Origin of the sequence: Burkholderia sp. Bp8963, from assembly GCF_003854275.1 — a bacterium.
Classification (GTDB): domain Bacteria; phylum Pseudomonadota; class Gammaproteobacteria; order Burkholderiales; family Burkholderiaceae; genus Burkholderia.
On record NZ_QTQP01000076.1, the window covers coordinates 1 to 26215 of the forward strand.

The 26215-nt window shown below is 58.8% G+C and carries 24 protein-coding genes; 16 read left to right on the forward strand and 8 right to left on the reverse strand.

Going from position 1 to position 26215, the window contains the following annotated elements:
* Positions 1–417 precede the first annotated feature (417 nt).
* The 3 genes from DID96_RS34620 to DID96_RS34630 all read right to left on the reverse strand — a co-directional run bounded on the left by DID96_RS34620 (position 418) and on the right by DID96_RS34630 (position 2871).
* On the reverse strand, positions 418–1248 hold the full coding sequence (locus DID96_RS34620) for an alpha/beta fold hydrolase (protein WP_185732460.1): 831 nt from the start codon (positions 1246–1248) through the stop codon (positions 418–420).
* A gap of 14 nt (positions 1249–1262) precedes the next feature.
* Complete coding sequence (locus tag DID96_RS34625; protein ID WP_124603689.1) at positions 1263–1649, reverse strand: nuclear transport factor 2 family protein; 387 nt, start codon at positions 1647–1649, stop codon at positions 1263–1265.
* Between the two features lie 106 nt (positions 1650–1755).
* Positions 1756–2871 carry an NADH:flavin oxidoreductase gene (locus DID96_RS34630; protein WP_124603690.1) on the reverse strand — a complete coding sequence of 372 codons (1116 nt, stop codon included), beginning with the start codon at positions 2869–2871 and terminating at the stop codon, positions 1756–1758.
* 100 nt (positions 2872–2971) lie between these two features.
* Here DID96_RS34630 and DID96_RS34635 point away from each other — a divergent pair, with 100 nt between their 5' ends.
* Positions 2972–3352 (forward strand): helix-turn-helix domain-containing protein, encoded by a 381-nt coding sequence (locus tag DID96_RS34635; protein WP_124603691.1) that lies wholly within the window; start codon positions 2972–2974, stop codon positions 3350–3352.
* 54 nt (positions 3353–3406) lie between these two features.
* Here the strand turns inward: DID96_RS34635 and DID96_RS34640 are convergent, their stop codons facing one another.
* On the reverse strand, positions 3407–4012 hold the full coding sequence (locus DID96_RS34640; RefSeq protein ID WP_124603692.1) for a TetR/AcrR family transcriptional regulator: 606 nt from the start codon (positions 4010–4012) through the stop codon (positions 3407–3409).
* 87 nt (positions 4013–4099) lie between these two features.
* On the opposite strand from DID96_RS34640, the gene DID96_RS34645 reads away from it, so the two are divergent.
* Complete coding sequence (locus DID96_RS34645; RefSeq protein ID WP_124603693.1) at positions 4100–4984, forward strand: NAD(P)H-binding protein; 885 nt, start codon at positions 4100–4102, stop codon at positions 4982–4984.
* A gap of 169 nt (positions 4985–5153) precedes the next feature.
* Positions 5154–5606 (forward strand): nuclear transport factor 2 family protein, encoded by a 453-nt coding sequence (locus tag DID96_RS34650; protein ID WP_124603694.1) that lies wholly within the window; start codon positions 5154–5156, stop codon positions 5604–5606.
* A gap of 205 nt (positions 5607–5811) precedes the next feature.
* On the opposite strand, the gene DID96_RS34655 is transcribed toward DID96_RS34650, so the two are convergent.
* On the reverse strand, positions 5812–6096 hold the full coding sequence (locus DID96_RS34655) for a hypothetical protein (protein ID WP_124603695.1): 285 nt from the start codon (positions 6094–6096) through the stop codon (positions 5812–5814).
* Between the two features lie 458 nt (positions 6097–6554).
* On the opposite strand from DID96_RS34655, the gene DID96_RS34660 reads away from it, so the two are divergent.
* Positions 6555–7685 carry a DUF4034 domain-containing protein gene (locus tag DID96_RS34660; RefSeq protein WP_124603696.1) on the forward strand — a complete coding sequence of 377 codons (1131 nt, stop codon included), beginning with the start codon at positions 6555–6557 and terminating at the stop codon, positions 7683–7685.
* 269 nt (positions 7686–7954) lie between these two features.
* Here DID96_RS34660 and DID96_RS34665 read toward each other — a convergent pair whose 3' ends face one another.
* Entirely contained in the window at positions 7955–8143 is a 189-nt protein-coding gene (locus DID96_RS34665; RefSeq protein ID WP_124603697.1) for a hypothetical protein, read from the reverse strand.
* Positions 8144–8455: 312 nt separating this feature from the next.
* On the opposite strand from DID96_RS34665, the gene DID96_RS34670 reads away from it, so the two are divergent.
* The gene (locus tag DID96_RS34670; RefSeq protein ID WP_124603698.1) at positions 8456–9469 is read left to right on the forward strand and encodes an IS110 family transposase; all 1014 of its coding nucleotides are present in this window, start codon (positions 8456–8458) and stop codon (positions 9467–9469) included.
* 1335 nt (positions 9470–10804) lie between these two features.
* Here the strand turns inward: DID96_RS34670 and lepB are convergent.
* Positions 10805–11707 (reverse strand): signal peptidase I, encoded by a 903-nt coding sequence (lepB, locus tag DID96_RS34675; protein ID WP_260464132.1) that lies wholly within the window; start codon positions 11705–11707, stop codon positions 10805–10807.
* Between the two features lie 642 nt (positions 11708–12349).
* On the opposite strand from lepB, the gene DID96_RS34680 reads away from it, so the two are divergent.
* From DID96_RS34680 to DID96_RS34725, 10 genes are all read left to right on the forward strand, one after another.
* Positions 12350–12727: a hypothetical protein gene (locus DID96_RS34680; protein ID WP_124603700.1), complete on the forward strand. Its 378-nt coding sequence runs from the start codon at positions 12350–12352 to the stop codon at positions 12725–12727.
* Positions 12728–12741: 14 nt separating this feature from the next.
* Positions 12742–13122: a hypothetical protein gene (locus DID96_RS34685; RefSeq protein WP_124603701.1), complete on the forward strand. Its 381-nt coding sequence runs from the start codon at positions 12742–12744 to the stop codon at positions 13120–13122.
* An 89-nt stretch (positions 13123–13211) separates the two neighbouring features.
* Complete coding sequence (locus tag DID96_RS34690) at positions 13212–13640, forward strand: lytic transglycosylase domain-containing protein (RefSeq protein WP_260464133.1); 429 nt, start codon at positions 13212–13214, stop codon at positions 13638–13640.
* A 311-nt stretch (positions 13641–13951) separates the two neighbouring features.
* The gene (locus DID96_RS34695; RefSeq protein ID WP_124603703.1) at positions 13952–15193 is read left to right on the forward strand and encodes a Crp/Fnr family transcriptional regulator; all 1242 of its coding nucleotides are present in this window, start codon (positions 13952–13954) and stop codon (positions 15191–15193) included.
* A 74-nt stretch (positions 15194–15267) separates the two neighbouring features.
* Positions 15268–16032 (forward strand): flagellar motor protein, encoded by a 765-nt coding sequence (locus DID96_RS34700; RefSeq protein WP_124603704.1) that lies wholly within the window; start codon positions 15268–15270, stop codon positions 16030–16032.
* A 59-nt stretch (positions 16033–16091) separates the two neighbouring features.
* Positions 16092–16778 (forward strand): OmpA family protein, encoded by a 687-nt coding sequence (locus tag DID96_RS34705; RefSeq protein ID WP_124603705.1) that lies wholly within the window; start codon positions 16092–16094, stop codon positions 16776–16778.
* Between the two features lie 76 nt (positions 16779–16854).
* Positions 16855–18222, forward strand: coding sequence for a DUF726 domain-containing protein (locus DID96_RS34710; protein WP_124603706.1), 1368 nt, complete (start codon positions 16855–16857; stop codon positions 18220–18222).
* Positions 18223–18369: 147 nt separating this feature from the next.
* Positions 18370–18612: a hypothetical protein gene (locus DID96_RS34715; RefSeq protein WP_124603707.1), complete on the forward strand. Its 243-nt coding sequence runs from the start codon at positions 18370–18372 to the stop codon at positions 18610–18612.
* A 175-nt stretch (positions 18613–18787) separates the two neighbouring features.
* A complete protein-coding gene (locus DID96_RS34720; protein WP_124603708.1) occupies positions 18788–20548 on the forward strand; it encodes a DUF262 domain-containing protein in 1761 nt (586 codons plus the stop codon).
* A gap of 25 nt (positions 20549–20573) precedes the next feature.
* Positions 20574–22895, forward strand: coding sequence for a DUF262 domain-containing protein (locus tag DID96_RS34725; RefSeq protein WP_185732461.1), 2322 nt, complete (start codon positions 20574–20576; stop codon positions 22893–22895).
* 718 nt (positions 22896–23613) lie between these two features.
* On the opposite strand, the gene DID96_RS34730 is transcribed toward DID96_RS34725, so the two are convergent.
* Complete coding sequence (locus DID96_RS34730; protein ID WP_124603710.1) at positions 23614–23895, reverse strand: hypothetical protein; 282 nt, start codon at positions 23893–23895, stop codon at positions 23614–23616.
* Between the two features lie 12 nt (positions 23896–23907).
* Here DID96_RS34730 and DID96_RS34735 point away from each other — a divergent pair, with 12 nt between their 5' ends.
* Positions 23908–26007, forward strand: a complete 2100-nt coding sequence (locus tag DID96_RS34735) for an SMP-30/gluconolaconase/LRE-like region family protein (RefSeq protein ID WP_260464131.1) — start codon at positions 23908–23910, stop codon at positions 26005–26007.
* Positions 26008–26215: the final 208 nt, after the last annotated feature.

Below are 26215 nucleotides of genomic sequence, written 5' to 3' on the forward strand. Positions count from 1 at the left end.
CGACACCGCTCACAAACCACGGAGCGTTCACACCCAGGGCGGCTTCGAACAGCTTGCTGTGCATCATTTACCTTCTTGTCTACAGGAAAAACGAGACGATACCACCCACTCGAAATTCAAAAGAGGCAGTAGTATCGACTCGGGGCCACGACCATGATGCGGCGAACGCAGAGCCAGGTCGGCGAGCAGACGCGGGTTCCGTGGGCGTCCCGGGCATTGGAACGAATCCGAGGGTCTCGGGTGAGGGGTATAACCCGTAGCCTTCGATAGTGATCCCGGTCATGCCCGGGTGTGGTCATTCCGAGCGATGAGACAAGCAGCAGGTGCGGCCCACGCTTTGACCGGACATACACTACATCTCGTGGTTAGTTCACTCGACGGTCATCGCAGCCACTTGAATCGAGATCGAACCGCCGTTTATTCGACATCTGGCATATCCAGATCATTCTTGGTGAAGAACTCGACGAGACCGGTGGCGACGGCGCTGGGATTCCTGCCCGGCAAGTCGTGGCTCGCACACGGTATCGACACCGTGTCGATTTCTGGAATCCACTGCTGCAGTAGATCGGCGCCCTCAATGAATACCGGCAATGTGTCGCTGCCGCGCATCGACAGCACTGGGTGTCGAATATCTTTCAGGTCTTCGGTCGTGATATTCCAGTGCAGCATGGCCCCGAGTTCGACTTGAAAGTACGTGTCGACATCGGATACCGCGCGGTCGAACGCACCCGTAGGCAGGGCGCCGTCGGTGTATCGCCGGTAGTCTTGTCCATACGCGCCTGCCAGAACCATGTCCGTGGCCGCAGCTTTGTCTCCCGAGTCGTAGATCTCGCAGACAGATGCCACCCATTCCGCGAACTGCTCGCCGGACGGTACCAACGACCCGAGCGGCGGTTCCAGCAATGCCAGCGTCCGCACGCTACCCGGGGCATCGATCGCCATCTGCAATGCGATGCCTGCGCCAAAGGAATGCCCGGCCACGTGCGCCGACGCAATGCCCAGGTGATTCAACAACGCGATGCAGTCACCAGCCCACCCTTGCATCGTCATGCCCGCCGGAGCGCGTGAACTACCGGCGTAGCCGCGGCGCCGGTAATGGACGATCTGAAAATTCTCCGCGATTAGGGGCCGCTCGATCACCGGCACGAACCCATCCGACAGAATCGCACCGTGGATAAATACCACCGGTGCCCCGGACCCGCGGACATCGTATTCGATGTCCGCCCCGTTCAGCTGTACTCGTTCCATTCGCGGCGCTCCAGTCATTTTTCCAGAGCTTGTGCGATGAGAAGGGTGTCGGCGGTCTGCTGCAGGCGCACGATCTTGCCGTCTCGTATTGTCCAGAAATGGGCGAATCGGGATTGCACCCTCCGCCCCTTCTTCGAAACACCGAAATAATGCCCGAGAACGATCACGTGATCGCCCGACTCGAAGAACTCATCCCCTTTCGCGTAGAACTCGTCGAAGTCGGCCATGAATGGGAAGAAACCACTGAGCGTATGATCAAGACCGCGATAGACGCCCCCGTTGGGGAAGCCTTCGGCAATATCCCACTCGGCGTCATCCGCCAGGAGCGATTTGAAAGTATTCACGTCTCCCGCGGCGTCGTACAACTTCCGGATGAGAGCGATCTGCGACGTATTCGACATACGAACCTTCCTCAGGTTGATGTTGATGGCCCACTCGAGCCTTGGGTTGACCCCGGCCGTTTTACGCTGGCCGGGGCACTCCGACACAAGCAAAATCACAAGCTCACTAAACAAGCTCCCCCAGCGCCGTCACCTCGAACCCTCGCAATTCGCCTTCTCCCGAGCGAATCTTTTCAACCCACTGCGGATCGGAAATCAAAGCCCGGCCGACCGCGACCAAATCGAACTCGCCCCGATCCATCCGCTTGACGAGCGCGTCCAGTCCCACGCTAGTCGATTTTTCTCCCCCAAATGAGCTCATAAATTCGCCGGAAAGCCCAACCGACCCGACGCTGATCGTGGCGGCCCCGGTCAACTTCTTCGCCCAGCCGGCGAAGTTAAGCCCCTCGTCCCCATCGACTTCGGGAAACTCCGGCTCCCAGAAGCGCCGTTGCGAGCAATGCAGTACATCCGCACCGGCGGCCACGAGCGGTTCCAGCCACTGCGCCATTTCCTCCGGCGTGCGTGCCAGACGTGCTGAGTAGTCCTGCTGTTTCCACTGACTCAATCGAATAACGATCGGAAAACCCGGACCCACCGCCGCGCGGACAGCCGCAATAATTTCCGCCGCAAACCGCCCCCGCTCGCCGATGCCAGGTCCGCCATATGCGTCGGTCCGATGGTTGGTGCCCGCCCAGAAAAACTGATCGATCAGATAGCCATGTGCGCCGTGCAGTTCGACCGTGTCGAAACCGAGCCGTTTGGCCTCGCTGGCTGCCTTGGCGAAAGCGGCGATGGTATCGGCAATGTCGGCATCGCTCATTGACACGCCGCGCTGGACCTCGGGCGCATCGAAGCCCGAAGGACTTTCCACCGGCACGTCCGGCGTCCATTCGGTGAGAAAGCTCTTCACCGCGCCCGCGTGCCACAACTGCGGCCCCATCTTGCCGCCAGCGTCATGCACCGAGTCGATCACGCGTTGCCAGCCGGCCAACGCCGTTTCGCCGTGGAAAAAGGGAACACCGGGGTCGTTGCGGGACGCGGGCCGGTCGACCACGGTGCCTTCGGAAATAATCAAGCCGACGCCGCCTTCGGCACGGCGCCGATAGTAAGCGGCATTCGCCGGCCCAGGCACACCTTGCGGGGCGAAGGAGCGGGTCATGGGCGCCATGACGATGCGGTTCGGTAGCGTAAGCGAACCGACGGAGAAGGGCTGAAACAGGATTTCGGAAGAAAGCGGCATGATTTAAATCGTCCGGGTTTGAAAACAGACCCGATGGTATACTTCGGAAACCTGGTGTCAATTACGCACTTTTCATCCACTAGGGATACTCGAGGAAACCATGTCCGCTGAGCGTGAGCGTTTTTCGGTCAATTGTCCGACACGCCTTCTGTTTGACCAGATATCCGACAAGTGGTCGATGATGGTCCTCACGGTGCTGGATGCCGGGCCGTTGCGTTTCAACGCGATCAAGCGGTATCTGGAGGGCGTTAGCCAGAAAGCGCTGACGCAATGTCTGCGCAAGCTCGAGCGAAACGGACTTGTTTCCCGCACGGTGATACCCGTTTCGCCGGTGGCCGTCGAATATGAGATCACGCCTTTGGGGCGTTCGCTGCAACGGCCGTTCAAGGCGCTCCATGACTGGATGCTCGATCATCTCGGCGAAATCGATACCGCCCGCGAAGCGTTCGATGCACGCATGGCGTCGCAGCCGCAAGATTGACGGCAAACGCGCCCGAACCGCTGCTACGCGGGCTATTGCCGGATTTATGGCGGCTTACGTTGACGCTGGCTGAGCGTGTGGGGAGGGTGGCCACGCCGACATGGCGATGTCAATCATGCGATCGAGCGCGTCCGCACTTGCGCCGGCCTGCGGCAAATTCACAAGTGAATGCAAGACCCCGAGGTAAAGCCACGCGAGTGCGTCAACGCGCGTGTCGTTCGGCAATTCGCCGTTCGCGATCCCATCGCGCAAGAGACCTACAAGCATCTCATACTGAAGTCCCGCGCTTGCTCGCGCAGCTGCTTTCCCGTCCGCTGTGAGGTCCACCATCTCTGCGCAGCTTCGCGATATCAGGCAACCCGCTGGACGTTTCCGGTCGGGGGTCGCGGGCAAGTAGGCACGCAGGATCCCTTCGAGACGCCCGCGCGCCGTATCTTCTTCTACTCCGTTCATCCGACTGAGCACTCGCTTCGTGTACGCCGCAAGCGCCTCACGGAAGAGACCGTCCTTGTCACCAAATCTTTGGTAGAGGCTGGAGCGGGACAGGCCCGTCGCCTCGGTAAGGTGACTGATTGATGCCGCCGCATAGCCGTGGCTCCAAAAGACCTTCATGGCCGCGTCGATTACGGCCGCGTCGTCGAATTGCGGCTTTCCGCTCATGGAATCCTCAGGAACAGCTTGACAAGCTGGAACGATAGTTCCAACATTCTTGTACCGTTCGTTCCATGATACATCAAAGGACCCGCCATGACCGTCGGTTCACCCGTCACGTCTCAACGACCGCGTATCGCGATCGCCGGGGCCACTGGCCGCGTCGGTTCGACGCTGGTCAGCCTCCTTGCCTCAGAGCCTGCTGACGTCGTCGCTTTGACCCGCACGCCCGATGCACTAAATTTGCCACCGGGAGTGAACGCAGCCAGAGTGGACTTCAATGAACCGCGTACACTCGTCGATGCGCTTCAAGGCACTGAGCGTCTGTTCGTCTCACATGGCACATCATTGCAGCAGGTGGAAAACGAAATCGCGCTGATTGATGCCGCTGTTGCTTCGGGGGTCCGTCACGTCGTCAAGCTTTCGTCCTTTGGGCCTCCGACCCGCTTGAACCCGATGGCGTGGCATATGCAAATTGAGGCGCATCTGGCCAGACAAGCTGTTGCCTCGACCGTACTGCGGCCATCCACATTTGCGGACGTTCTCAAACGGTCTGCCGCTTACATCGCTTCAGATTCGTGGGCGGGTGCTGCCGGCAATGGGCGGGTCAATTTCATCGATACGCGCGACGTTGCGAGAGCGGCACGCATTGCTTTGCTCGAGCACGTGCAACCTGATTCTCAGCGTGTTTATCACCTCACGGGTCCGCGTGCCATGACGATGCATGAAATTGCGGACGAACTTTCAAAACTGCTTGGTCGTAATGTCATTTACGGAGAGCGGACCCTCGAGCAGCAGCGAGAGGTTCTACTAGCAGAAGGGTTGCCAGCGTTCGTCGCAGATTTGCTTGTCGGTCTAGACCAAGCGTTCCGCGACTCCGCAATGAGCGAAACAACCACGACTGTCCAGGAGGTGACGGGGGAAGCTCCTTTGCCCTTGACTCACTGGCTTGCTGAAAACATCTCCATTTTCCAGAAGTAGAAATGCCGCCTGAGTGCTCTGTTCGACATGTCAACTGGTGACAGGGACAGGGCGCAAGGTTGAGGTCCACTCGACACTGGAGGCTGGCGTCGGTTACGGCACGATCGACCTGCACGTGAAGATGTTGCGTCCGGCGCCGCCATTGTCTAACGTCGCTCGGAGTCAAATAATGTCTCTCGTCAAAGCGCTCATTCTTGGGGTAAGCATTACGTTCGCTGCGGCAAACGCTCATGCGGACGAACCCACGCAGATCGAAAAGAACAAAGCGACCGTCGTCGCCTTCTATAGCAAGGCGCTGAACGACAAGGACGCCGAAGCGGCGATCGCCTTGATGGGTCCAACCTACACGCAGCACAATGCCCATATCGCGGATGGTAAGGAAGGATTCCGCCAATTCATGGCTGCTTTCAAGCAAAAGTACCCACAGTCGCATAGCAGCATCGTGCGCGTATTCGCCGACGGTGATTACGTCGTCTTGCACGTCCATTTGGTAAGAGAGCCAGGTACGCGAGGAGAAGCCGTCATGGATATTTTCCGTTTGGATAAAGGCAGGATCGTCGAACACTGGGACGTTCTGCAGCCCATCCCTGAGAACATCCCTCACTCGAACACCATGTTCTGAGCCAAAGGAGTAAACGTTCAAATTTGTTTTGGCCGCGAGTTACACCGATGGATTCTCGACCTGCTGCGGTTCGACGATGACATCCTGCCGCCTGGCGCTAGAATGAACGACCTGCGCTTTCATGGGGCGATGATCTACGCCACCGACTCCGGCCTCGGCACCCTGATCGTCCACGACAGGTCCACCGGCAGGACGAGGCGCCGCCTCAGTCGCCACTTCGTCCAAGTATGCCGCGATGTGCGATGTGCCCGCTCCAGCTATTGCTGCCGCCGGGCATGGTTCCTAGATCCGTCATCGTGCCATAGTCATACAAAAAAGCGTGGTGGTCCCCATTCACCATCTGCGACTGGCCGATCACCTTGCCTCGCGCGTTGATGCCGGTGCCGTCGCTGAAGATACCACCAGGAAGCGTGCCAAGATCGGAGATCGTCGCAATCCGGCCGGCGGCCGAATTGTCGGTGACAAGTGCCAACAGGGCAGCCGCGTTCACTCTTCACTCCTTTAAACAGGAAAACGACACGGGCGTCGTAGCCTGGGGAGCGGAATTTTGGGGGCGCGGATAAAAACATTGACCAACGTACTGAAGCCGGTCCCGGTTGAATCCGTGGCTCACAAATCAGCCTGATTCGCGCATGCACGAACCGTACCATGGACGGTCAGTCATGGCTTTCGAAAACCTGCTCTCGAGCGCGTGCGAAAAAACGTTTCAATGGCGAAACGCGTCGACGGGGACGCACATGGTCAGCGCGTAATGTTTGACCGCCGATTGGAGTCGAATTGGATTCGATCGACAATCGCGCACCTGGGTATTGGACTTCGAAAGTAGGTGATTTCGCCAACATACATGGTTGGGAAAATGGCACATAACCTATAAAGCTGACCGCGGGAAATATTCAGACACTGCGATTTCGATTGATCTGAAGTATTCACTGGTACCAGGCACCTAAAATGATTCGAAGAATCTTGCTCTGTAGCTGGATATGTCTCGCATTTCATGCTGTCGGGTGCGCGGCGGAGACGACTGACCCCGATGCGGCGCAGAGGCTAGCCATACTTAAAGAAGGCCGATTTGCCGAGCTGGATCATGCTATGACCGCCGTTCAGCAGGCATATGAGCATGGCTCGATCAGCGACGAGCGGTTAGTCGAGGCATTCCGTGCCTTTTACTTCGCCGACCCCGACCTGGAACCAAAGTTCGACCAATGGGTCGCGCGGTTTCCGCAGTCATATGCGGCCTTGTTAGCGCGCGGAATGTACTACGAGGCAATGGGATGGGTTAGGCGCGGCAACGCATATGCTCGGAGCACCAGCGAGCAACAGTTCGCGGGAATGAGGGCCTATCACAGCATGGCTCTCCGCGATCTATCGAAGTCTACTGGATTGACTGCGAAGCCCACCGTGTCATATGTGGAGGAGATCGAGATCTGGAAGGCTCTTACTGGTACGAACAAGGAAAGCCGCGAGGTGCTCGACCAGTCCATCAAAAAGGACCCCGGGAACATAGTGGTCAGGCGCACCTATCTCATCTCGATACAGACAAGATGGGGCGGGAGCGCTAAACAGATGGCGGCCTTTGTCGACGAGTGTCGGCGGGTCCCCCTACCGGCAACGACGCTACGAGAGTTCGAAGCGATGGTCATTGCAGATAAAGCCTGGGTCATGTACCGCGACAGAGATGATCCCGGCGCGGAAAAGGCTTACGCCCAGGCGCTGGCATTGATGCCGAACGACCGGGGCATGCTGACACAAATGAGCGACGTACTCATCCACGAGCACAAGTACGAGCAAGCAGTCGCACCTTTGTCGAAGCTGATCAGCATGAACCCGAATAACAGTTATGCACTTTCCAAAAGGGGCGCAATTTACCAAGGCATGAAACAGTCCGAACGAGCTCTTAAAGACTACGAAAAGGCCGCCGAGCTGGGCGATGACTTCTCCGAAAATGAATTGGGCAAGTTCTATTGGTTCGGAATTTCAGTGCCTCGTGACAAGGAGCGGGCGATCAAGTTGTTTCGCCGCGCCACAGAACAAGGTAATAAAGATGCCGAAAACAATCTTGCGTGGGCGTTGCAGCGATAGTGAAGCGCTGCTCACGCGGAAGCAGTCATACGCGGAAAGCGGCACCGGATTCCGTGCGACTGTCCGCAAAATCTGACGGCGCGAAGGCGGCGATCGACCGACTGAGGTTCGCTATCCGAATGGGTATGACGTTCGAGTGTCCATCTGAGCGCTCAGGTGAATGGCCGGAAGTGGCCGACCTGCGCCGCTAGCACAACTGCGACGATGAGGCGCGGGACGTCCCGTTACCGCGTCTCTATAGCCCGACGCCGTATTGGGGTTGCAGATGCCTACTTATCGCTGCTCTTGCCGCCGACGCCGACCTTGCCGCGCCCGACCTTGAGATGAGGCACACAGGGGCGCAGCCTCTTCCTGGAACTGGCCGCCAACGTAATGTGCTCCGCAGGGTAGCGGGTTGTCCTGTGCGGCGCGGCCTGATAGGCGGAATGGCCCGGATCGATGCGCTTGATCGCTGACATAACTGGAACCTCCTCAGAGGATTCTATGCCGAAGCGGTACGGCGGTTATGCCGCCTTCTTGAATATGCGGTAGTCAAACCCGCGACCAGGCGGCCAGCAAACCGGGCGGGCGTCTGGCGATCGGCTGGGTTTTGGGGACATGTTCGATGGCGTTCCTGGCCCAGTAACTTCGGGCTCCTATCCTTGGTAGCACGAACGCAACGTGGATTGTCGAGGGTCAAATGATAATCATCTAGCCGGCCTCCTCGCCGCGGTGAAGCGGCGGGGTTAAAGTCAGTTTGCGAAACGCACTTTGACCCTGCGGAGACCGACATGAACTATTGTGGCATAGACCTGCACTCGAACAACTGCGTGGTGGTGGTCAGCGACGAGGACGATCGGGTCCTGTATCAGAAGCGCTTGCCGAACGATGTGGCGCAGATACATGCAGCGCTCGAACCCTGCTGCGGTGAATTGGCGGGCGTGGTCGTTGAGAGCACGTACAACTGGTACTGGCTGGTGGATGGACTCATGGATGCAGGCTATCAGGTGCATCTGGCCCACCCCGCTGCCATCAAGAAGTACGACGGACTCAAGCACAGCGGTGATTTCGCCGATGCGGCCTATCTGGCGCAGTTACTGCGACTGGGGTTGCTGCCTGAGGGCTATGTCTATCCGCGCGAGGAACGTGGGGCGCGAGACCTGGCGCGCAAGCGCATGCAACTGGTGCGCTATCGCACCGCACAGATTCTGTCGATTGAGGGCATCATGGTGCGACAGACCGGAACCCGAATGAAGAGCCAGGCAGTCAAACAGCTGACCGCCGAGCAAGTCCAGGAGTTGGCGTTTGCGCCCGATGTGGCGCTCGCCGTGGAGGCCAACCGCGCGGTCAGCGAGGCGCTGGGGCAACAGATTGAATCGCTGGAGAAACGGCTGAAGGAACGAGTGAGCTTGCGCCCCGAGTACCACCTGCTCAACACGGTGCCGGGCATTGGCGACACGCTGGCGACCACGATCATGCTCGAGACCGGATCAATCAGCCGCTTTGCCCAGGTCGGCAACTTCAGTTCCTACTGCCGCTGCGTCGATAGTCTGAGGGAAAGTAACGGCAGGAAAAAGGGCGAAGGCAATACCAGGAACGGCAACAAATATCTCGCCTGGGCGTTTGTGGAAGCCGCCAATTTTGCCATCCGTTACTCTCCGCAGGCCAGAAGCTTTTACGATCGCAAAAAGAGCAGGACGAACCGCGCACTGGCAACCAAGGCGCTGGCGCACAAGCTGGCGCGCGCGTGCTATTACATCTTGCGGGACCAGAAACCCTTCGATGCACATCTGTGTTTCGGGTAAAGGTTTGGCCAGGGGCGGTGAGCCAGGAAAGCGGACTGGCGTGAAACCAGGCAAACGATTTGGACACCACCCTTGTGCCATCTGAAGGACTGCGAAATGCTGAATCGCCCAGACCGTGAGCCAATAAAGGACTGGCGTCGTCATCACGGCGATAGCCACACGCAATGCAAATACCCTCTGGACACGGCCCGGCACCAAAGTTTCTCTGGGGCGGCAAGTGGCCGCCAGGGCAGTCGCAGGGCATCGCGACAGGCTTGATCCCGACGGGTGTCTGGTGCGATTCAGTTCGCAACCAACCAATGAGAAAACGGGCGCGATAAGTATGAGCAGGACTGAAGGCGGCCTGGCGTCGTTTCTTTAACGCAACGTGGATTGTCGAGGGTCAAAGGTCCGCTATCTGATGTCAAACGGACATCCGTCGACACCGGAGAGTAGCGGCTTCTCGGCCCGAGCCGACGTAAGCGGAAGTGCCTCGTTGAAGCAGCTACGCACTTGGTTCTTACCGGAATGGATGTTTGTATTGCTCGATAAACGCGAAAACTATAAATGCAAATAGGGCAAGCACAAACAAGACATCAAGAGATCGATATTCAAATGCGCTGAGATAAGCAATCTGACCATGAACATCGTGAAAATAAATCCTGCCGGCAGACGGTACGGGCGCGCACGGCCGCGTGTTAACAAAATAGACAGGCAGAAATATTCCAGAGAAAAATGATATTGTCGACATTGTCAGTGCGATCGCCTCGCAAAATTTCCATAATCTTCGTGGCCTATCGTTAGCCATGGTATTAATTCCTTTCGCTTGGGGCATCGCAGAGGCCGAACATAGGTGCCGTCGCTAAGTTACGCGGTGCCCGCAGTGTACGCACTTGTTGGACCAGAGATTTCCATAGCCAAATATCCAACCCACCTTCGTGTAGAAGAATCTCTCTTTACAGTGCGGGCAACGAAATGTGGTAAGCCTTACGACGTCGCGATAGTCGCGAAAGAACATAACCCATATCAACAGCACAAGAAACACGGTCGAGGCTGTGGTGGACCTCGCTTCAAAGAACCACATCAACTCCGCGAGGCCGAACATCGTCACGGGCCAAAGAAGAAACGCTCGCAGACGGAGGCTTCTCAGTGCGTGTTCGTTTTGCATCACAGCGCGGCCAATATCGCCTCCTGACATCTTCACATTCGATCAGCGCAAGGGAATCGCATCACGCAGTCAACACGCCAATACAATCACAACCTAGACCGTCGACCGCAACCGGTGCTTCGGGGTTAGGGTGTCCATGCTGGTTGAGTTCATGGTGCTCGACAACTGCGGAGAATGGCTGTTCGATTTTAGTATCCCTCCAAACCGCGTCTGTGTAATTCAGATTTGCCCGCCCCAAAAACGTATGTCACTTTCCCGATAATGTAATTTTTTTGCAATAATCCCCAGTTGCGACTGTCTAACGACTGGGCGCGATTGTCGCCAAGTACAAAATATTGGCCATTGGGCACCTTGACATCAAAATCAATTATTGGCATTGATTTTTTTACCCGGGTATCCCAAGATACGTCACCAATTACCTCTTCGATGGCTCGATGATCAGCTGCCGAATACTCCAAATTTGATCGAATTGGAACGCCGTTTACGATTACAGTGTTCGCTCCGTAGCCAACGGTGTCCCCAGGTACCCCGATGACGCGCTTCACATAACTAATTCTTGGGTCGAGCGGGTATTGGAAGACCAAAATATCCCCACGTCGCACCGGAGCGAAAATCGCTGTTCTGACGATTGAGATCCCGTAGGTTCCGTAGTTTCCATATCCCCATTTTGAAGCAACCACATACGATCCTTTTTCAATAGAAGGTTCCATCGAAGCATTCTGAATTCGGAACGGTTCGTAGACGAAGGAGCGAACGCCAAAGATTGCGATGACAAGAGCAATCGGAAATGCAAGCAACCCATACCAACGGCTGTACCAAGGTCGCACATCCTCTGGCTTCCGAGCACTTGCGGTATGGTATGCGTGCAGGCCGCATGCAAAATAAATGATCCAAATAATTATGTAATATTTTTCATATGACTCGCCACGGACGGATGCGAGCCAAAACAAATAAATCGCGCATGAATAACTAAGTACAAGATATAAAATAGCCCACCATGCTCGTGCCACATAGAGCATCCCCAGCGGCATCGCTAAGATCCCTAGAATTAAAGCCATCCATTTGCTTGGTGCCGGCGCCATTTTTTTCATATTCACCTCTATTTTTCAGCATTGGATGTCTACAGTACGATCCGCTTTTTTATGACTTGAAAAAGTGAAATATGCATGCTTGCGTCACCCCGAGCGGACGAAATTTAACGCCCATCCCTTACATAACTTTCACAGAGTATGAGATTCCGCATCGTGGGCTCCGCGCGATTGCCTTGCATGATTGCGGCCGCCCACGAACAGAATCATAGGTGCACATCAAAACAAGTGGCAGTAGGCATTTCCGCCTAAACGGTCAATTCGTTCGCGCTTATCAGTGCAGGTTCGATCACACTTGCATTACCGTGAGCAACCAATGACCGTTCCTTGCCGCCACCAGCCCGACGTGGACGGTGTTCGCGACGTCGTCGCAGTTGTCATGACCTGCCGAAATGGGTGCGCACGAACCACCGATCGTGATGTTCACGAGCGTCCGAAATACGCACGCATTGCAGCACGCTGCACGCACATCGCGACCGTGACGCAGGTATATATCGGATGAATGGCATCTGATCAGGAGGCGCTTAAATAGGACGAATCGACGACACGTGTGCGCTCCAGTCACGACGGGCATCGGGCGAGAAAGGGGTAAATCTCCCGAATGGATTGCCGATAACGCAGGTCCAGTGATCGGGAGTCAAGCACGTGAAGCCGTTCGTCATCTTTGTCGTCGTAGCCGCTCTGACCGGCTGCGCCCAACTTCAACCCGGACATCAGGACGCGAATGCGCACAACGACGCATCGCTTTCGTCGGCGAAGCTGGTCGATTTCGTGATCCCGGCCGACGCGCTCGGCGCACGCGATCCGCAACTGACCGCCGTGCTCGCGAAAGTCGGCGCGCTCGCGTCGAAACAATCGCAACCGATGACGATACGCGTGGCCGCGCGGCCGCAGGATTTCGGTTACCTGAACCAGTCGATCCGGCGCGGCGTGGCGACGCAGCGCTCCGCATCGGTTCACGTCGAGAACGTGGCGGCCGGCAGTTGCCAGCCATACACCGTTCAGCTCGGCCCGACTCAGTGATGGGAGCGCTCGCGATGCTACGACTTTCAATTTGCGCAACCGTGCTCGTCTGCGGCACGGCCTTCGCTGCGCAGCCTGCCGACAGCACGCCGCTTGCGTCTGCCGCGCCCACCCAGGTGTTTCCGCCGCTGCCCCCGCTCGCATCGCTGCCGCCGACCGCGGGCGCGGCGGACGTGGACACGCCGGCGCCAGCAAGCAGCCATCACGCGAGGAAGTCGCGCCACACGCTGCCCGTGAAGCACGCGCCGGAGTTTCAGGTGCGTCTCGTGGTGACGGAAGAGTCGCGCGCGGCGCTTGCCGCAATCGACAAGAAGCTCGACGACGCGCTCGATCAGCCGGCACACGATCGCCGTGCGATCGGCTACGGCACGTCCGCACTGGCGATGTCGAAATGAAGCGACTGAACAGAATCGGCTGGCAAATCATGGCAAACGTTTGGCTTGCATCGAAGCGACGTGGCTGCGCGAAATGGCTGTCGTTCCTGATGTTGGTGGGCGCGGTTGTCGTTGCGCCGGCGCGCGCGGATGACGCTCAGGCCGGCGACGCGTGTTTCGAACGTGCGGCCGGCTACCAGGGTGTCAACCCGCGGATCCTGCGGGCGATCGCGTGGTACGAATCGAAGGGCAATCCGGGCGCCGTGCATCGCAACGCGGATGGCAGCATCGACGTCGGCCAGACCCAGATCAACTCGGTGCACTTCGGCGAGTTGCGCCGGTACGGTGTGCCGCCGGGCGCGCTGAAGGATTCATGCGTGAACATCTATGTCGCCGCGTGGATGCTGAAACGCAAGATGGTGCGCTACGGCAATACATGGCAGGCGATCGGCGCCTATCACTCGGAAACGCCGCAACTGCGCGACGAATACGCGCGCAACATCCATGGGGTGCTCGTGTCGTGGGGATTGCACGAGTGAATGACGATGGACCTTCAACACGCCGTTGAGCGTGTTGAAGGGCAAACGTAAAGCCTGAAGTCACATCGACCGATTCGCGTGACGCACCGCGAACTATCGTTTTCCCGGAGAAACACAACACAATCTGCCCGCTGCCTACGGCTGAGTCAAAACGCAAACGTTTCACATCAAATCCCGCGCCAGAGCGCGCTGAGAGCCGCTAAAGAACCGTGTTTTCGATGTCGTAAACCGCTACACGGGGAACGGCTGTCGATGCACGTCTGAAACGTGCACGCAGCCGAACAAAACAGCCAGCGCATCAGGGGAACATCGTGAATCGTCAACAATCGTGGTCGCGCACAGCGTCACCTGGCGAAGTCATCTATTCGGAAGGATTCGGAGGAGAGGCGGTTCTCTTCCTGATCGCGGATGGCAAGGTCGAGCTTTCGACGCGATGCGACGACAAGAAGGTTGTCGTCGCAACCTTGGGCCGAGGGGAGTTCTTCGGCGAATCCGCGTTGCTCGCGTCTGAGCCGCGCGGGCACACCGCGAAGGCATTGTCGTTCTGCCAGCTCACGGTCGTGCCCGCGAGCATGCTCGACGACGAGATCGAGAAGGTGTCGGCGCTGCTGCGCCACATCGTTCGCACGATGATCCGTCGCGTGAAGCGCAAGGACGACCAGCTCGCAACCTATACGCACGCCGATTTCATGCCGGGCGTGCTGTCTTACGCGCACGTGCTCGCATTGATGGCGGGCGGGGAACGGCGCGACGGCGGCGACTCATGGGCGCGCCGGCCGATGCAGGCGCAAGCCGAGGAAGCGTCCGTATCGCTCGCCGAAGTGACCAAGAAATGCCGCGCGATCGCCGGTCATTCGCGTCCGCACGTGCTGGCGATGCTGCGGCGAATGGAAAAACTCAATCTCGTCACGATCGCGGCCGCGCAGGCCGAGCAACTCGGCGGCGCGCCGCTGGACTATGCGTCGTCCGCGGATGCGCGACAGGTCGTCACGTTCGATGCGGCACGCATCGTCGATCGCGCGCAGCAGGTCGCCGATCATGATCTCGATATTTCGATCAGCAGCGAACTCGAGCTGATCGAGCTGGCCGATCTCGAATCGCTGATCGGCGTCGAGCGGAAGTTGCTGCTCAACAAGCTGTCGCACGGCGAGATCGCGGAGGAAGTGTTCGCGTTCCGCAAGTCGAAGGTGCTCAACTTCGTCGAGCAGAAGGGCGTTGCGTATTTCTCGCGCCGCAACGTGCGGCGCGGCGGCGATATCAAGGCGCTGGAGGATCTGGCGTGGGTCGATCAGCGGACGCTGTTCGAGGTGGTCAGTGCGTTCGATACGTACGATCTCGCGAAGCTGATCGCGAGCACCGACGATCAGTCGGTTGCAGATCGGCTGTTCTCGGTGATGACCGAGACGCGGCGCAACGAAGTGTCGTGGGTGATGCGGCGCGATCTCAAGCTCGATCCGGTTGAAGTCGGCGATATCGAGCAGCGGCTGCTCGATGCGGTGCGGGCGATCAAGGCGCCGGCCGGGGCGGCGGCGCCGAATGCCGATGCTGCGTAATGAGCGGCGTTGATCCGACGGTGGACTGATGACGATGCCGGCCGCCCAGCGCGTGCGGCCGGCCGGAGAGAGACATGGACCTGTTGACGCTGTTCGGCGTGGTGTTCGGTGGCGCGGCCATCGTGTTCGGTTTTTCGCTCGAAGGCGGGCATTTCTCGACGCTGTTTCAGGTCGAGGCGTTCGTCATCGTGCTGGGCGGGACGCTTGGCGCGGTGATGATTCAGAACACGTGGGCGCGGTTCTTCGATGCGGTGAAGCAGCTGCGGCTAGCGTTCGTGCGGGCGCGGCAGGTCGATCGCAAGAGCTTGACCGATCTGCTCGAATGGGGCGATCAGGCGAAGCTGAACGGGTTGCTCGCGTTCGAATCGATGGATGTCAGCGGGATTCATCCGTTTGCGCGGCGGGGGCTGGAATTGCTGGCGAACGGGGTGACGACTGCGGTGCTCGAGGATGCGTTGCAGCGTGAGCTGGATGCGTATGAGCGCAGCCATATGGCAGCGGCAAGGGTGTGGCAGCAGGCGGGCGGGTATGCGCCGACGTTCGGGATTCTTGGCTCGGTGATGGGGCTGATTCAGGTCACGAGTCATATTCTCGAACCGGCGCAGCTCGGGCCGGGGATTGCGGTGGCGTTTGTCGCGACGTTGTATGGGCTGGCGCTGGCGAATCTCGTGTTTCTGCCGTTGTACGGGAAGCTGCGCGCGCAGCTGGAGAGCGAGCTTCGGTTTCAAAAGCTTTATCTCGACGGGCTGCTCGCGATCTCTCGGAAGGAGTCGCCGCATACGATCGAGACGCGGTTGACGGGGGAGGTGCGGGGGCGGGCGGCGGAGTCGTTGGCTTGATGTGTCGGTGGTGGTTTTGGGTGGTTGACATCTCGCTTAACGAATACGGGCTCTGACCTATGTACGCGCAATCTGGTAGCAAGCGTCTCGCGGCCAATGCCGCCGAGCATGACGAGGACGGTGGCGAAGGCTCGCAGTCCGGGCGGTGGCTGATCTCGTATGCGGATCTCGTCACCACGCTGATGGTGCTGTTTCTTGCGCTTTATGTGCTGCAGCTCGCGAAGTACAACGCGCTTCAGGCGCGGTATCAGACGCTCGCGCAGCAGATGGGGACGCAGGCGCTGGGGGATAAGGCTAGTGATGCGCAACGGCACGCTGCGCAGGAATGGTCGTCGCTGCTGAAGTCGCTGAAGGATCAAGGGCAGGTGACGGTGACGAACGCCGCACATGGTGTCGAGATCGGGATCAACGCGAAGATTCTGTTCAACGTTGGGGATGCGAGGTTGCTGCCGGATGCGTCGGATGTGCTTGCGCGGATTGCGGGCGTGCTGAAGACGCATCCGGCGAGCAATATTCTTGTCGAAGGGCATACGGATAGCTCGCCGATTTCGACGGCGAAGTATGAATCGAATTGGGAGTTGTCGTCGGCACGGGCGGGGGCGGTTGTGCGGTATCTGGTTGAGCGGGGTGTTGAGTCGCATCGGCTCGCGGCGATTGGTAGGGCCGATAACTTGCCGCTTGTGGTGGGGGATGATACGGCGGCTAGGGCGGCGAATCGACGGGTGACGATACTTGTGCAGTATTGAGAGAAGGGCTTTCAGTTTGCTGGAGTAGTTCCGGGCTGAGCCTTCTCCAGTTCAACAATAAGAACCGAGCAGAAAAATGACATACGAAACGGAGCACGCGGCTTGCTCATGGTGTGGGACTTTGACGCATCACGAGCTCGTCGAGAAAAACTATCTCCGAAGGAACATCTATCGCTGCGTCGGCTGCGGCGAAAAGACGGTGCAATGCCGTTACTGCAAGCACATGGCCAAGACAGGCGAGAAGTGGGACGACGAGCTTTGTGCCGAGCATGACGGGTCCATCGCGTCGTTCGAGCGATTGAATCTGAAAATCGACGATCTCGCGGACTTCAAAAAATTGTTCGAACGTGATTCGACCAACCTTCTGCGGATCGGAAAGATCGCTGCCGGCACAGTCGCCGGTGTCACGGTCTTCGCGCCGCTCGCCGTGCTTGCGGCACCGGCCGCAGCTTCCGCGCTCGGCGCGGTGGGTCTCCTTGGCGCGGCGGGTACCGGAACGGCGATCAGTACGTTGAGCGGTGCTGCGCTGACCAGCGCATCCCTGGCGGCGATCGGTGGCGGCACGATGATGGGCGGCGTCGTGATCGTGACGGCCGCTGGCGCGGCCCTTGGTGCCTATCAGGGCGGCATGATCAGCAACAGCTATTTCGGCACCGTTGATCACTTCGGCATTCACAAGGTGAATCACGGAAGAAAGTCGAACAAGCATGCGGTCATCTTCGTGAATGGCTTTCTGTCGCAGGACAATCGGGACGTCGAGGACTGGACTCAGCATCTGGGCGACTACTTCGACGAGGACGCCTGGTATCACGTCGATTGGGAGTCGCAGAACCTGCAGAAGCTAGGAATGATGGTCTCCAAGACTCCGCAGAAAGCGGGTCTGGAGATGGCGAAAGAACTCGGAAAAAGGGCGGCGAAGGAAGGTGCCAAAAAAATCGGCCCGTTCTCGATGGCCAGCAACATTGCGGATGTGATCGGCAATCCGTGGCACAGCGCAATGGTCAAGGCCAGCATGACCGGTGTGTTGCTTGCAGACGCGATCGCGAGAACTTCGGGGTGGACCTTCACGTTGGCGGGACATTCCCTCGGTGCGCGGGCCATTTATTACGCGCTTGAGGCGTTGTCGACGCGGACCAAGGGGGCGGTTATCGACGACGTGTATCTGCTGGGTGGCGCGGTTGGTGGCGGTGAGAAGGACGTCGAGGGTTGGGAAATTGCGACCAAGGCGGTGAAGGGCAAGATCTACAACTGCTTCTCGGAGCAGGATCATGTGCTCAAGTATCTGTACCAAGGGGCGAATGCGTGGATGAGTGCGCCGATCGGGTATCACGGGATTGATCTACGGCATAGGAAGATCGAGAACCTTGATTGCAGCGAGTTGGTTGGCGGGCATACGCTGTGGAAGAAGGAGTTTGGGTCGATCCTGGCGCATGTGAAAGGGTGAATGGCGGATGGAGACAGGGGTGACCTGCATTCGGTGAGTGGAATTCGGCCGAAGCGGTCATCGGGGCGACCGCCGGCCGAGGGCCGCTATTGGTTGCCCTGCAGTCGCCGGAACAACGAATTTCTACCGGGCCGCGCATTGGTGGCAATGATCAAGGAAATCGCGCCGCACCACGCCGAGCAGGTGGTTTTCGAAGCCAGCATCCGTCGGCAGGCAAAAACGACTCTCAGCGGTATCGAAGCGCGCCTCGGCAATAACGTGCGGAGGCTTATCAGGCCGTTCTACGCACACAATGCCGACGAAGTGATATTCGACGCCGCCGCCGATGCCGGCGCGTTTGTGCTCAGCAGCAATACGTTCGGCGAGTTTCCGGACATATTCGTGGAGTAGGATAAACGCCTGTTCAAACACATCATCGCGAACGGCCGGGTGATCGTGCGGGATCTGAACGTCAATGAAAGCTTTGTGAACGCAGCCTGATTCCATGTCGAGCTAGCGGCACCCCGGCGGGGTTGCCCAAGGCGTGTCGACACGAATCAATGAAAATAACGGTTGGAAGAAACGGATGACAGCATTCACTTCGACGATCGCACCGGCAAGCGGCGGTCAATCGTACATACTCGACCACAAGACGGTTGGTGCGATACGCGGGCATTTCTTTGTGCCGAGCTATCAGCGCGGTTACCGGTGGGGGCCATCGGACGTCACACGCCTGCTCGACGACATCTGGGCCAGCGGCGGCAAGAGCTACAGCCTGCAACCAATTGTCGTGAAGTTGCACCGCGATGCGGAAAAGCCCGAGAAGCAGCAATGGGAACTGATTGACGGCCAGCAGCGCCTGACCACGCTTTACCTGATCTTCCGTTACATGAAGAAGGACGCGAAGCAGGGTTTCGGTGCGCCTTACACGATCTTGTATCAAACCCGCCCAGGTAGCCAGGAGTACCTTGAAACGCTCGAAGAAGCGATCCACTGTACGAACATCGACTACTTTCACCTCTACAAGGCGTATCAGGCCATAGACACATGGTTCAAGCGCCATGGCGACATTTATGCGCTCAACCATGCCGCCGGAAAGATTCATAGCTATCTGTTCGATTCCGTGCGCGTGATTTGGTACGAAGCGCCTATTCACGTCGCGGCGATCCCCCTCTTTACCAGACTCAATGTAGGTCGAATTCCGTTGAACGATGCGGAGCTCGTCAAAGCGGCGCTTCTCTCCAAGGCACGCAGCGTGTCGTCCGATCGCGCGCACGAGATCGCGGCGCAGTGGGACGGAATCGAGCGCGATCTGCACCACCCGGACATCTGGTCGTTCATTGCTGGCCCGCAATCGGGCACGGACGACGAACGATATCCCACACGCATCAGTCTGCTGCTCGACACGTTGGCCGACCAGCAGCCCCGCGACAACGACGCAGACGAACGACATCAAACCTTCGAAGCGTTGCAGGGACTCATCGAGAAAGACTTCTCGGGATTCTGGAGGGAGGTCGTCGCGCTGCATGCACAGATTCTCGGTTGGCACGATGTGCCGGGCGCGTACAACCGGATCGGCTACCTCGTCGCCACGGGCGCGAAAATCGGCGATGTCGTTACCGCTGCAAAGGGCAAACGCAAGAGCGAATTCGAGCGATACCTGACGAGCAGTATCACGAATCACCTCGGCGTACGGGATGACGATCTCGAAGAACTCGACTACGAAGAGAAGAAGCGCGGTTATCCGAAACTCCTCGATCTGCTGCTTCTCATGAACGTCGAAACCTGCAGCCGGGCTGGGCTGCGCTTTCCGTTCGTCCATCACGTTGGACAGCGCTGGTCGCTCGAACACATCCACGCGCAGAACGCGGATGCACTCAACAAGGCGGACCAGTGGCGGACATGGCTCACCACGCACGAACGCGCGATAGACGCACTCGACGCGCAACACGTGAGTCATGTGCAATTGAAAACGGACATTCAGGCCGCTATTAGCGAGATGGATAACAGCAAGTCGGGCGGGTTCACAGGCGAACGGTTCAACGCGTTGAGCATGCGGATACTGCAGTTGCTGAACACTGACACGCTGGCGGATCATTCCATTCGCAACCTTGCACTGCTGTCGAGCAGCGACAACAGCCGCTTGAACAGCTCGGTGTTTGAAGTGAAGCGTCAGATGATCCTGGAGCTGGATCGTGCGGGGAAATACGTGCCGCCGTGCACGCGGAATGTGTTCCTGAAGTACTACGCGGCGGCTGATGCGCAGCAACCGCATTTCTGGAGTGAGAAGGACAAGACGAGTTATCTCGACGCGATTCGCGACCTGCTCAAGTCGTACCTTAGCTAATTACCGCGGAACCACTTTCTACTCCATGAATGCTCCCCAGCCTCAATCTTCGGTGCCGCCGTCGCTCGTCAGCTTCGCTACGCTCTTTGGACGGGAAATCTCCAACCTCGTGATCACCGAGATCGAGATTCCGCTCATTCAGCGCGACTATGCGCAAGGCCGGAACACACAAGCGGTCAAACGGATTCGTGAGCAGTTCGTCGGCACGCTATGCGACGCGTTGATGACTGCAGGCGAGCCGGTCGACCTCGATTTCGTATTCGGCGACGTGGAAGAATCGGGCAAGTTTGCGCCGCTCGACGGCCAGCAACGTTTGACCACGCTGTTCCTGCTGCATTGCTATCTCGCCTGGCGAACGGGCGTGGACAGCACGCAGCAGCCCTGGTCCCGCTTTAGCTACGCGACGCGCCCCGGCGCGCGCGACTTCTGTTCGTTCCTCGTGAACTGCCGCCCGGAATTCGATAGACTCCTGTCCGAGTGGATTACGGACCAGCCGAGCTATCTGCCCACTTGGCGACATGATCCGACCATTCAGTCGATGCTGACCGTGCTCGATACAGTCGACGCCACCTTTGTGAAGGCCGGATTTTCGGAGTTCCGTAGTGCGTGGGAACGGCTCACGAACCCGCTGAATCCGGCGATTCGCTTCCACGTGCTGCCGGTAAAGGCAAACGGCCTGACCGACAGCCTGTACATCAAAATGAATTCGCGTGGCAAGCTGCTCACCGACTTCGAGAACTTCAAGGCGCATTTCGAAGCGCTGTTAAGGAAGGCCGAGGATCCGGAGATCGCCAATGAATTCGCCCAGAACGTCGATACCGTATGGTCCGACATTCTCTGGCCGTATCGCGATACCAGCAATCTCATCGATAACGAGTTTCTGAGCTATTTCCGCTTTATTACCGAAGTGAACGCGTGGCGGAGCAACATCGACTTCAATTCGTGGACGCACGACGACGATCTGGCAGAGCGGGTCTATGGCGCGCAAGCTCCGCGCTCCAGCGAAAGTATCGAGTTCCTCTTCCACGCTTTCGACACGTGGAAGAACGTCGACGTCCAGGCGGAGTTCTCAAAGTATTTTCGCTCCGGCACCACGACGGAGAATAGCGGCGACAGCGCGCTACTCCTGTTCAATCCGATCGATAAGGAAGGTGTTGACCTGTTCGGCGCCTGCTGCCGGCGCTACGGATCCAACGGATGGACTCTGGCTCATACTCTCCAATTCTACGGCGTGCTGGTGCATCGCAAGGAAGCAGGGAGCGGGCAACCCAACCGGCTCCGTCTGATCCGGAATCTTATTGAAGCGTCGAAGGACGAAATCCGCACCGGCGAGCGCAACAGCATGCCGCGTCTGCTGGAAGAGATCGTCGCGATTGTTCGGGATGGAGACCTTGCGAAGGTTGCCACGTTCAATCAGGCTCAGGTCAGAAACGAGATCGCGAAAGCCGACATGCTACGCGCGGCGCCGGAACTGGAAGCGGATCTTTACAAGTTGGAGGACCACGATCTGTTGCGCGGCGGCCTCACCGTTTTCGATCTCGACACATCTCAATTCAGTGCGCGCGCCCAGACGTTTATCTCGACATTCGATAAGGCCACTCAAGGGCAAAGTTGGAAGGACGTCACCGGCACACTGCTGGCGAAAGGCGATTACTCGCGTAACGAGGTGCGTGGGTCGGGCCATAGCCTGGCGGACTTCGGCGCCCCCCGTAACGACGAGCCGTGGCGTGAACTCTTCCGCGGCAAAAAAGGCGAAAGCGTTCACCCGGCCTTGCCCCCTCTGATGGCGCTTTTGGATGACCTGAGCGTTCAACGGCTCACGCTGGCGGAGATCCGCCAGGCCTACCTGAATGCGACCGACACGTGCAAGGACTGGCGATACTATTTCGTTAAATACGAAGCCATGCGTGACGGTGCGTCGGGCCGTTACACCCTCAGCCCGATGGGCGGGTATCAGGCCTGTATGCTGGACAAGGCACGGCTGAGCAGCAACTATCGCGACCCTTACCTGCTTGCGATCGTTGTCAAGAGCGGTCTGACGAGAAACCGGATCGCCAACGAGGGTTGGCCGCACAGTTTCTCCGGATTCGAAACGGCGCGACGAGCCCTTGTTCTCGTCAATAGTGGCCTGAAGATCCGCAGTGTTGCCGGGGGATGGGAAATCGCGGGCGTGCCCAGCGCCGCAGTGCATTGCGAAGCCTGGGACGGCATGTGCAAGTCGCTCGGCATAGATACGAGTACCGCTACGCGTCTCTATGCGATACCGCAAACTGGTGGCATCGACAATGAAGATCGAGTCGAGAAGGGCGCTCATCTTCTGCACCACATGGCGGAGTGCGGCCTCTGATTTGCCGCTGACGGACCGGGCATCCCCGGTCTGTCTCAAGCGATCACCCCTGATCTGCGCCGATGTATGTGGCGTTGTGGCGTCGATGTGGGTCATTGAACTGGACTCTGCGCATCCGGCTGGATGCCGCCGCGCGCCATGACAGAGAATCAGGCGCGGCGCGTATGAACGCCACGATCCGTGACGAAAGCGGATTTCGCCGCGCATCGGGGCCTGCGAAAGAATGAACCTCCTGACGGTCTCTGTCTCTTCGATTTAGGAAGAGCCGAGATCTTCGTCGTCGGTCCGGGTTCGGCCACAATCTGCCGTTCAGCCAGCGAAGATCTCTGCCGTTGGAACGGCTGCAATACTCCGGAGGCTGTCGAACGACCTGCGAGCACAATTCGGCCAAAGCAGTCATCGGGTCGGGCGCCGACCAATGGCCGCTATTGGTCGCTTTTCAGTCAACGGACCAGCAGTTACCTCGAATGACGGCTAACCGCCCGCTGCGAGGACCGCAGACGACCCACTTCGGCCCCTCAACCCACAGTCACCCCGACGACAGCTTTCACAGGTATAACGGCCATTCACTCGGTCACATCGGCCGATGGGTGCTCCGTGCCATCTGATAGGACGAGCGGCCTTCGGCCACCGCTATATCGAGCGCTCGACTATCTGATCTTTGCGACGACGCAGTTGATGCTGTCGCTATGAACGAGGCCTCCATTAGCGACATGTATCAGCCGTGATACATATTCCGGCGCTTCGCAACCGCCGATTCATTGCTGGCGCAAATGGTGCGGCGCATCGAGGACGGCAGCGGCTGCAGATTGCTCGATTCCGTTTCAATCCTGAAACGTTTTTCCGGCGTTTTTCCATTCCGTTGTTCTGATCGACCGTTGGGCCACCAGCCGAGCGGTGCGGCCAAGTGTTTGGCACGGCGCTTGCGAATGCTGCGGCGCACATACGGGCGGTCGCGTGATGCATTCGTGGCTGTTTGCGCGTCGTATGAAGCGAACATCGGGAGGGCGCCATGAGACGGAAAGATACGCGACTTCAGTCGCGTCTTAATATTCTGATGCGCGGCGGTGCTGTCGCCATCTGCAGCCGGTTTCCGGCGTTGTCGAAAGCGCTGCTGGCGGCGCCAGCGGTATTCGCCGCCCTGGCGCGCAACGCGATCACCACGGGAGGATTCAGCGACTGGAACCCAAGACATGCTGTGTTTCTTGCCGCCATACTGATCGGCACGGCGGCGCCGGCGTGTCACGCGGCATACACAACCGACTGGCTGGCGAACACTTACGGGACCAACACGAGCCACGTCGGCAGCGTCGCGCGTTCGATGTGGACTGCGCCCGAAGGCGTCATCTATACCGCGTCCATATGGGACGAAAACGAGGGCGGGGTCGCGATCTACCAGAACGGCCAAAGCATGGGCTCGTTCGGCGCGCACAACGAATTCCAGGGCAGCGCGATTACCGGCAACGCCACGTCGATCTTCGCCGCGTTGCAGTTCAATGCCGCGTACGGCAGCGGCGCCGTGGGGCGGTACGACCGAACCAGTCGGACCCGCGATCTGCTCATCCCGGTCAGCGCGACGACGACGGAACGGCACGCCGATGTCGTCACCGGACTCGCGACGTCCGGCTCGCTACTTTACGCGAGCGACTTTCCCGGCAATCGCGTGCGCGTCTACACCACTGACGGCGTCTGGCAGCGCGATATCGCCGTCTCCGGGCCGGGCGCGCTCGCGCTGGACGGTGCGGGAAATCTCTGGGTCGTGCAGAAGAACGCAGGTGCGGTCCTTGAATTCAATTCCGCGGGCGCGCCGCTGAACACCATCCAGATGTCCTCGGCCTCCCGTCCGTCCGCGTTGTATTTCGATGCGTCGACCACGCATCTGATGGTCGGCGACCAGGGTCCCGACATGAACATCAAGATCTACGATGTCTCGAGCGCGCCATTTCTGGCGGGCACGTTCGGCGTTCAGGGCGGCTATCTCGACACGACCGCGGGTACCAAAGGCCAGGTCGGCGACAAGCGCTTCACCCGCGTCGTCGGCATCGGCAAGGATTCCACAGGCAATCTGTATGTGCTCAACAACCCCTGGGGCGGAACCTGGGATCTCGGCCGCGACGGCGGCACCGACATCCACGCGTACGACAGCGTCGGCAATCTGCGCTGGAAACTGCAGTCTCTCAACTTCGAGGGGATCGTCGCGCCGGACCCGGCCACCGACAGCGCCTACTTTTATAGCGGCGCCAATCTCTATACCGGCTCCGCCGGCGGAACCTTCGTCGCGAACACAGTCGATCCGATCACCTATCCGTCCGATCCGCGCATCAACTTTTACGATCACGAACGCGGCGAGCATTTCGGCCAACTCGCCGCCGTCGGCGCAAACCGGATCCTCGTGGCGGCCGGCCAGAATCCCGACACCTTCTACTTCTTCCACTTCAACAGCGCAAGCGGCTACATCGCGATCCCGGACGCCACGCTGCCGGGCACCGCGTTCAATGCGACCGCCAGGGTCCGCAACGGATTTTGCCTCGACAGCAAAGGCGACGTCTGGGCCGGACTCGACAAGACGAACGCGATCTGGCATTACCCGCTGACCGGCTTCGATGCCAGCGGCAAGCCGAATTGGGGCGCTGGCGTATCGACGCCCATACCGGGCACGATCGCGCCGTTGACGCGGATCATTTACCTGCCGGAGAGCGACACCATGATCCTCGCGCAGGGCATCGTCGGCAGCACGGACTGGACGGCGATCGGCACGCGGATCGAGGTGTTTCACGGCTGGCTCGCGGGCAACACCAGCGCGCCCAATCCGGTGATCAACCTCACCAGCGCCAATCCTAAGTCGATCACGGCAGCAGGCAACTATCTGTTCGTCGGCTACGTGCACACCGTGCCCAACATCGACGCGTTCAATCTCACCACAGGCAGCCTCGACAACACGTTGATCAACAGCAGCCCCGGCACCGTGTACGTCGGCAATGACGTGGATTCGATGTATGGCCTGCGGTCGTATCAGCGGTCGACCGGCGAGTACGTGATCACCAAGGACAACTACAACGGCTCCAGCATCATTGTTTATCGTTGGACCCCCGGATCACTTGGCGGCTATTGAGGCAGCGAACGCCCGGTGTCTGGGTGCGGAGCTGACGTTCGAGTGTCCGCCTGAGGCTGCATGCGAATGGCAGAAAATGGTTGCGGATTCAACCCGTCGATGCAACACACTTGAGGCTGCATAGCAGCAAGGAGTGTTGCCATGAAACAGAGACGGCGGATCTACTATACAGATACCCAGAAGGCGTTAATGTGGGAGCGTTGGCGCA

Coding starts and splice junctions, on each gene's coding strand:
- DID96_RS34650 (WP_124603694.1), top strand. CDS start 5,154: ATGTCTCTCGTCAAAGCGCTCATTCTTGGGGTAAGCATTACGTTCGCT.
- DID96_RS34635 (WP_124603691.1), top strand. CDS start 2,972: ATGTCCGCTGAGCGTGAGCGTTTTTCGGTCAATTGTCCGACACGCCTT.
- DID96_RS34625 (WP_124603689.1), bottom strand. CDS start 1,649: ATGTCGAATACGTCGCAGATCGCTCTCATCCGGAAGTTGTACGACGCC.
- DID96_RS34735 (WP_260464131.1), top strand. CDS start 23,908: ATGAGACGGAAAGATACGCGACTTCAGTCGCGTCTTAATATTCTGATG.
- DID96_RS34630 (WP_124603690.1), bottom strand. CDS start 2,871: ATGCCGCTTTCTTCCGAAATCCTGTTTCAGCCCTTCTCCGTCGGTTCG.
- DID96_RS34725 (WP_185732461.1), top strand. CDS start 20,574: ATGAATGCTCCCCAGCCTCAATCTTCGGTGCCGCCGTCGCTCGTCAGC.
- DID96_RS34720 (WP_124603708.1), top strand. CDS start 18,788: ATGACAGCATTCACTTCGACGATCGCACCGGCAAGCGGCGGTCAATCG.
- DID96_RS34700 (WP_124603704.1), top strand. CDS start 15,268: ATGGACCTGTTGACGCTGTTCGGCGTGGTGTTCGGTGGCGCGGCCATC.
- DID96_RS34730 (WP_124603710.1), bottom strand. CDS start 23,895: ATGTTCGCTTCATACGACGCGCAAACAGCCACGAATGCATCACGCGAC.
- DID96_RS34620 (WP_185732460.1), bottom strand. CDS start 1,248: ATGGAACGAGTACAGCTGAACGGGGCGGACATCGAATACGATGTCCGC.
- DID96_RS34645 (WP_124603693.1), top strand. CDS start 4,100: ATGACCGTCGGTTCACCCGTCACGTCTCAACGACCGCGTATCGCGATC.
- DID96_RS34660 (WP_124603696.1), top strand. CDS start 6,555: ATGATTCGAAGAATCTTGCTCTGTAGCTGGATATGTCTCGCATTTCAT.
- DID96_RS34685 (WP_124603701.1), top strand. CDS start 12,742: ATGCTACGACTTTCAATTTGCGCAACCGTGCTCGTCTGCGGCACGGCC.
- DID96_RS34640 (WP_124603692.1), bottom strand. CDS start 4,012: ATGAGCGGAAAGCCGCAATTCGACGACGCGGCCGTAATCGACGCGGCC.
- DID96_RS34715 (WP_124603707.1), top strand. CDS start 18,370: ATGATCAAGGAAATCGCGCCGCACCACGCCGAGCAGGTGGTTTTCGAA.
- DID96_RS34665 (WP_124603697.1), bottom strand. CDS start 8,143: ATGTCAGCGATCAAGCGCATCGATCCGGGCCATTCCGCCTATCAGGCC.
- DID96_RS34705 (WP_124603705.1), top strand. CDS start 16,092: ATGTACGCGCAATCTGGTAGCAAGCGTCTCGCGGCCAATGCCGCCGAG.
- DID96_RS34710 (WP_124603706.1), top strand. CDS start 16,855: ATGACATACGAAACGGAGCACGCGGCTTGCTCATGGTGTGGGACTTTG.
- DID96_RS34670 (WP_124603698.1), top strand. CDS start 8,456: ATGAACTATTGTGGCATAGACCTGCACTCGAACAACTGCGTGGTGGTG.
- DID96_RS34690 (WP_260464133.1), top strand. CDS start 13,212: ATGTTGGTGGGCGCGGTTGTCGTTGCGCCGGCGCGCGCGGATGACGCT.
- lepB (WP_260464132.1), bottom strand. CDS start 11,707: ATGAAAAAAATGGCGCCGGCACCAAGCAAATGGATGGCTTTAATTCTA.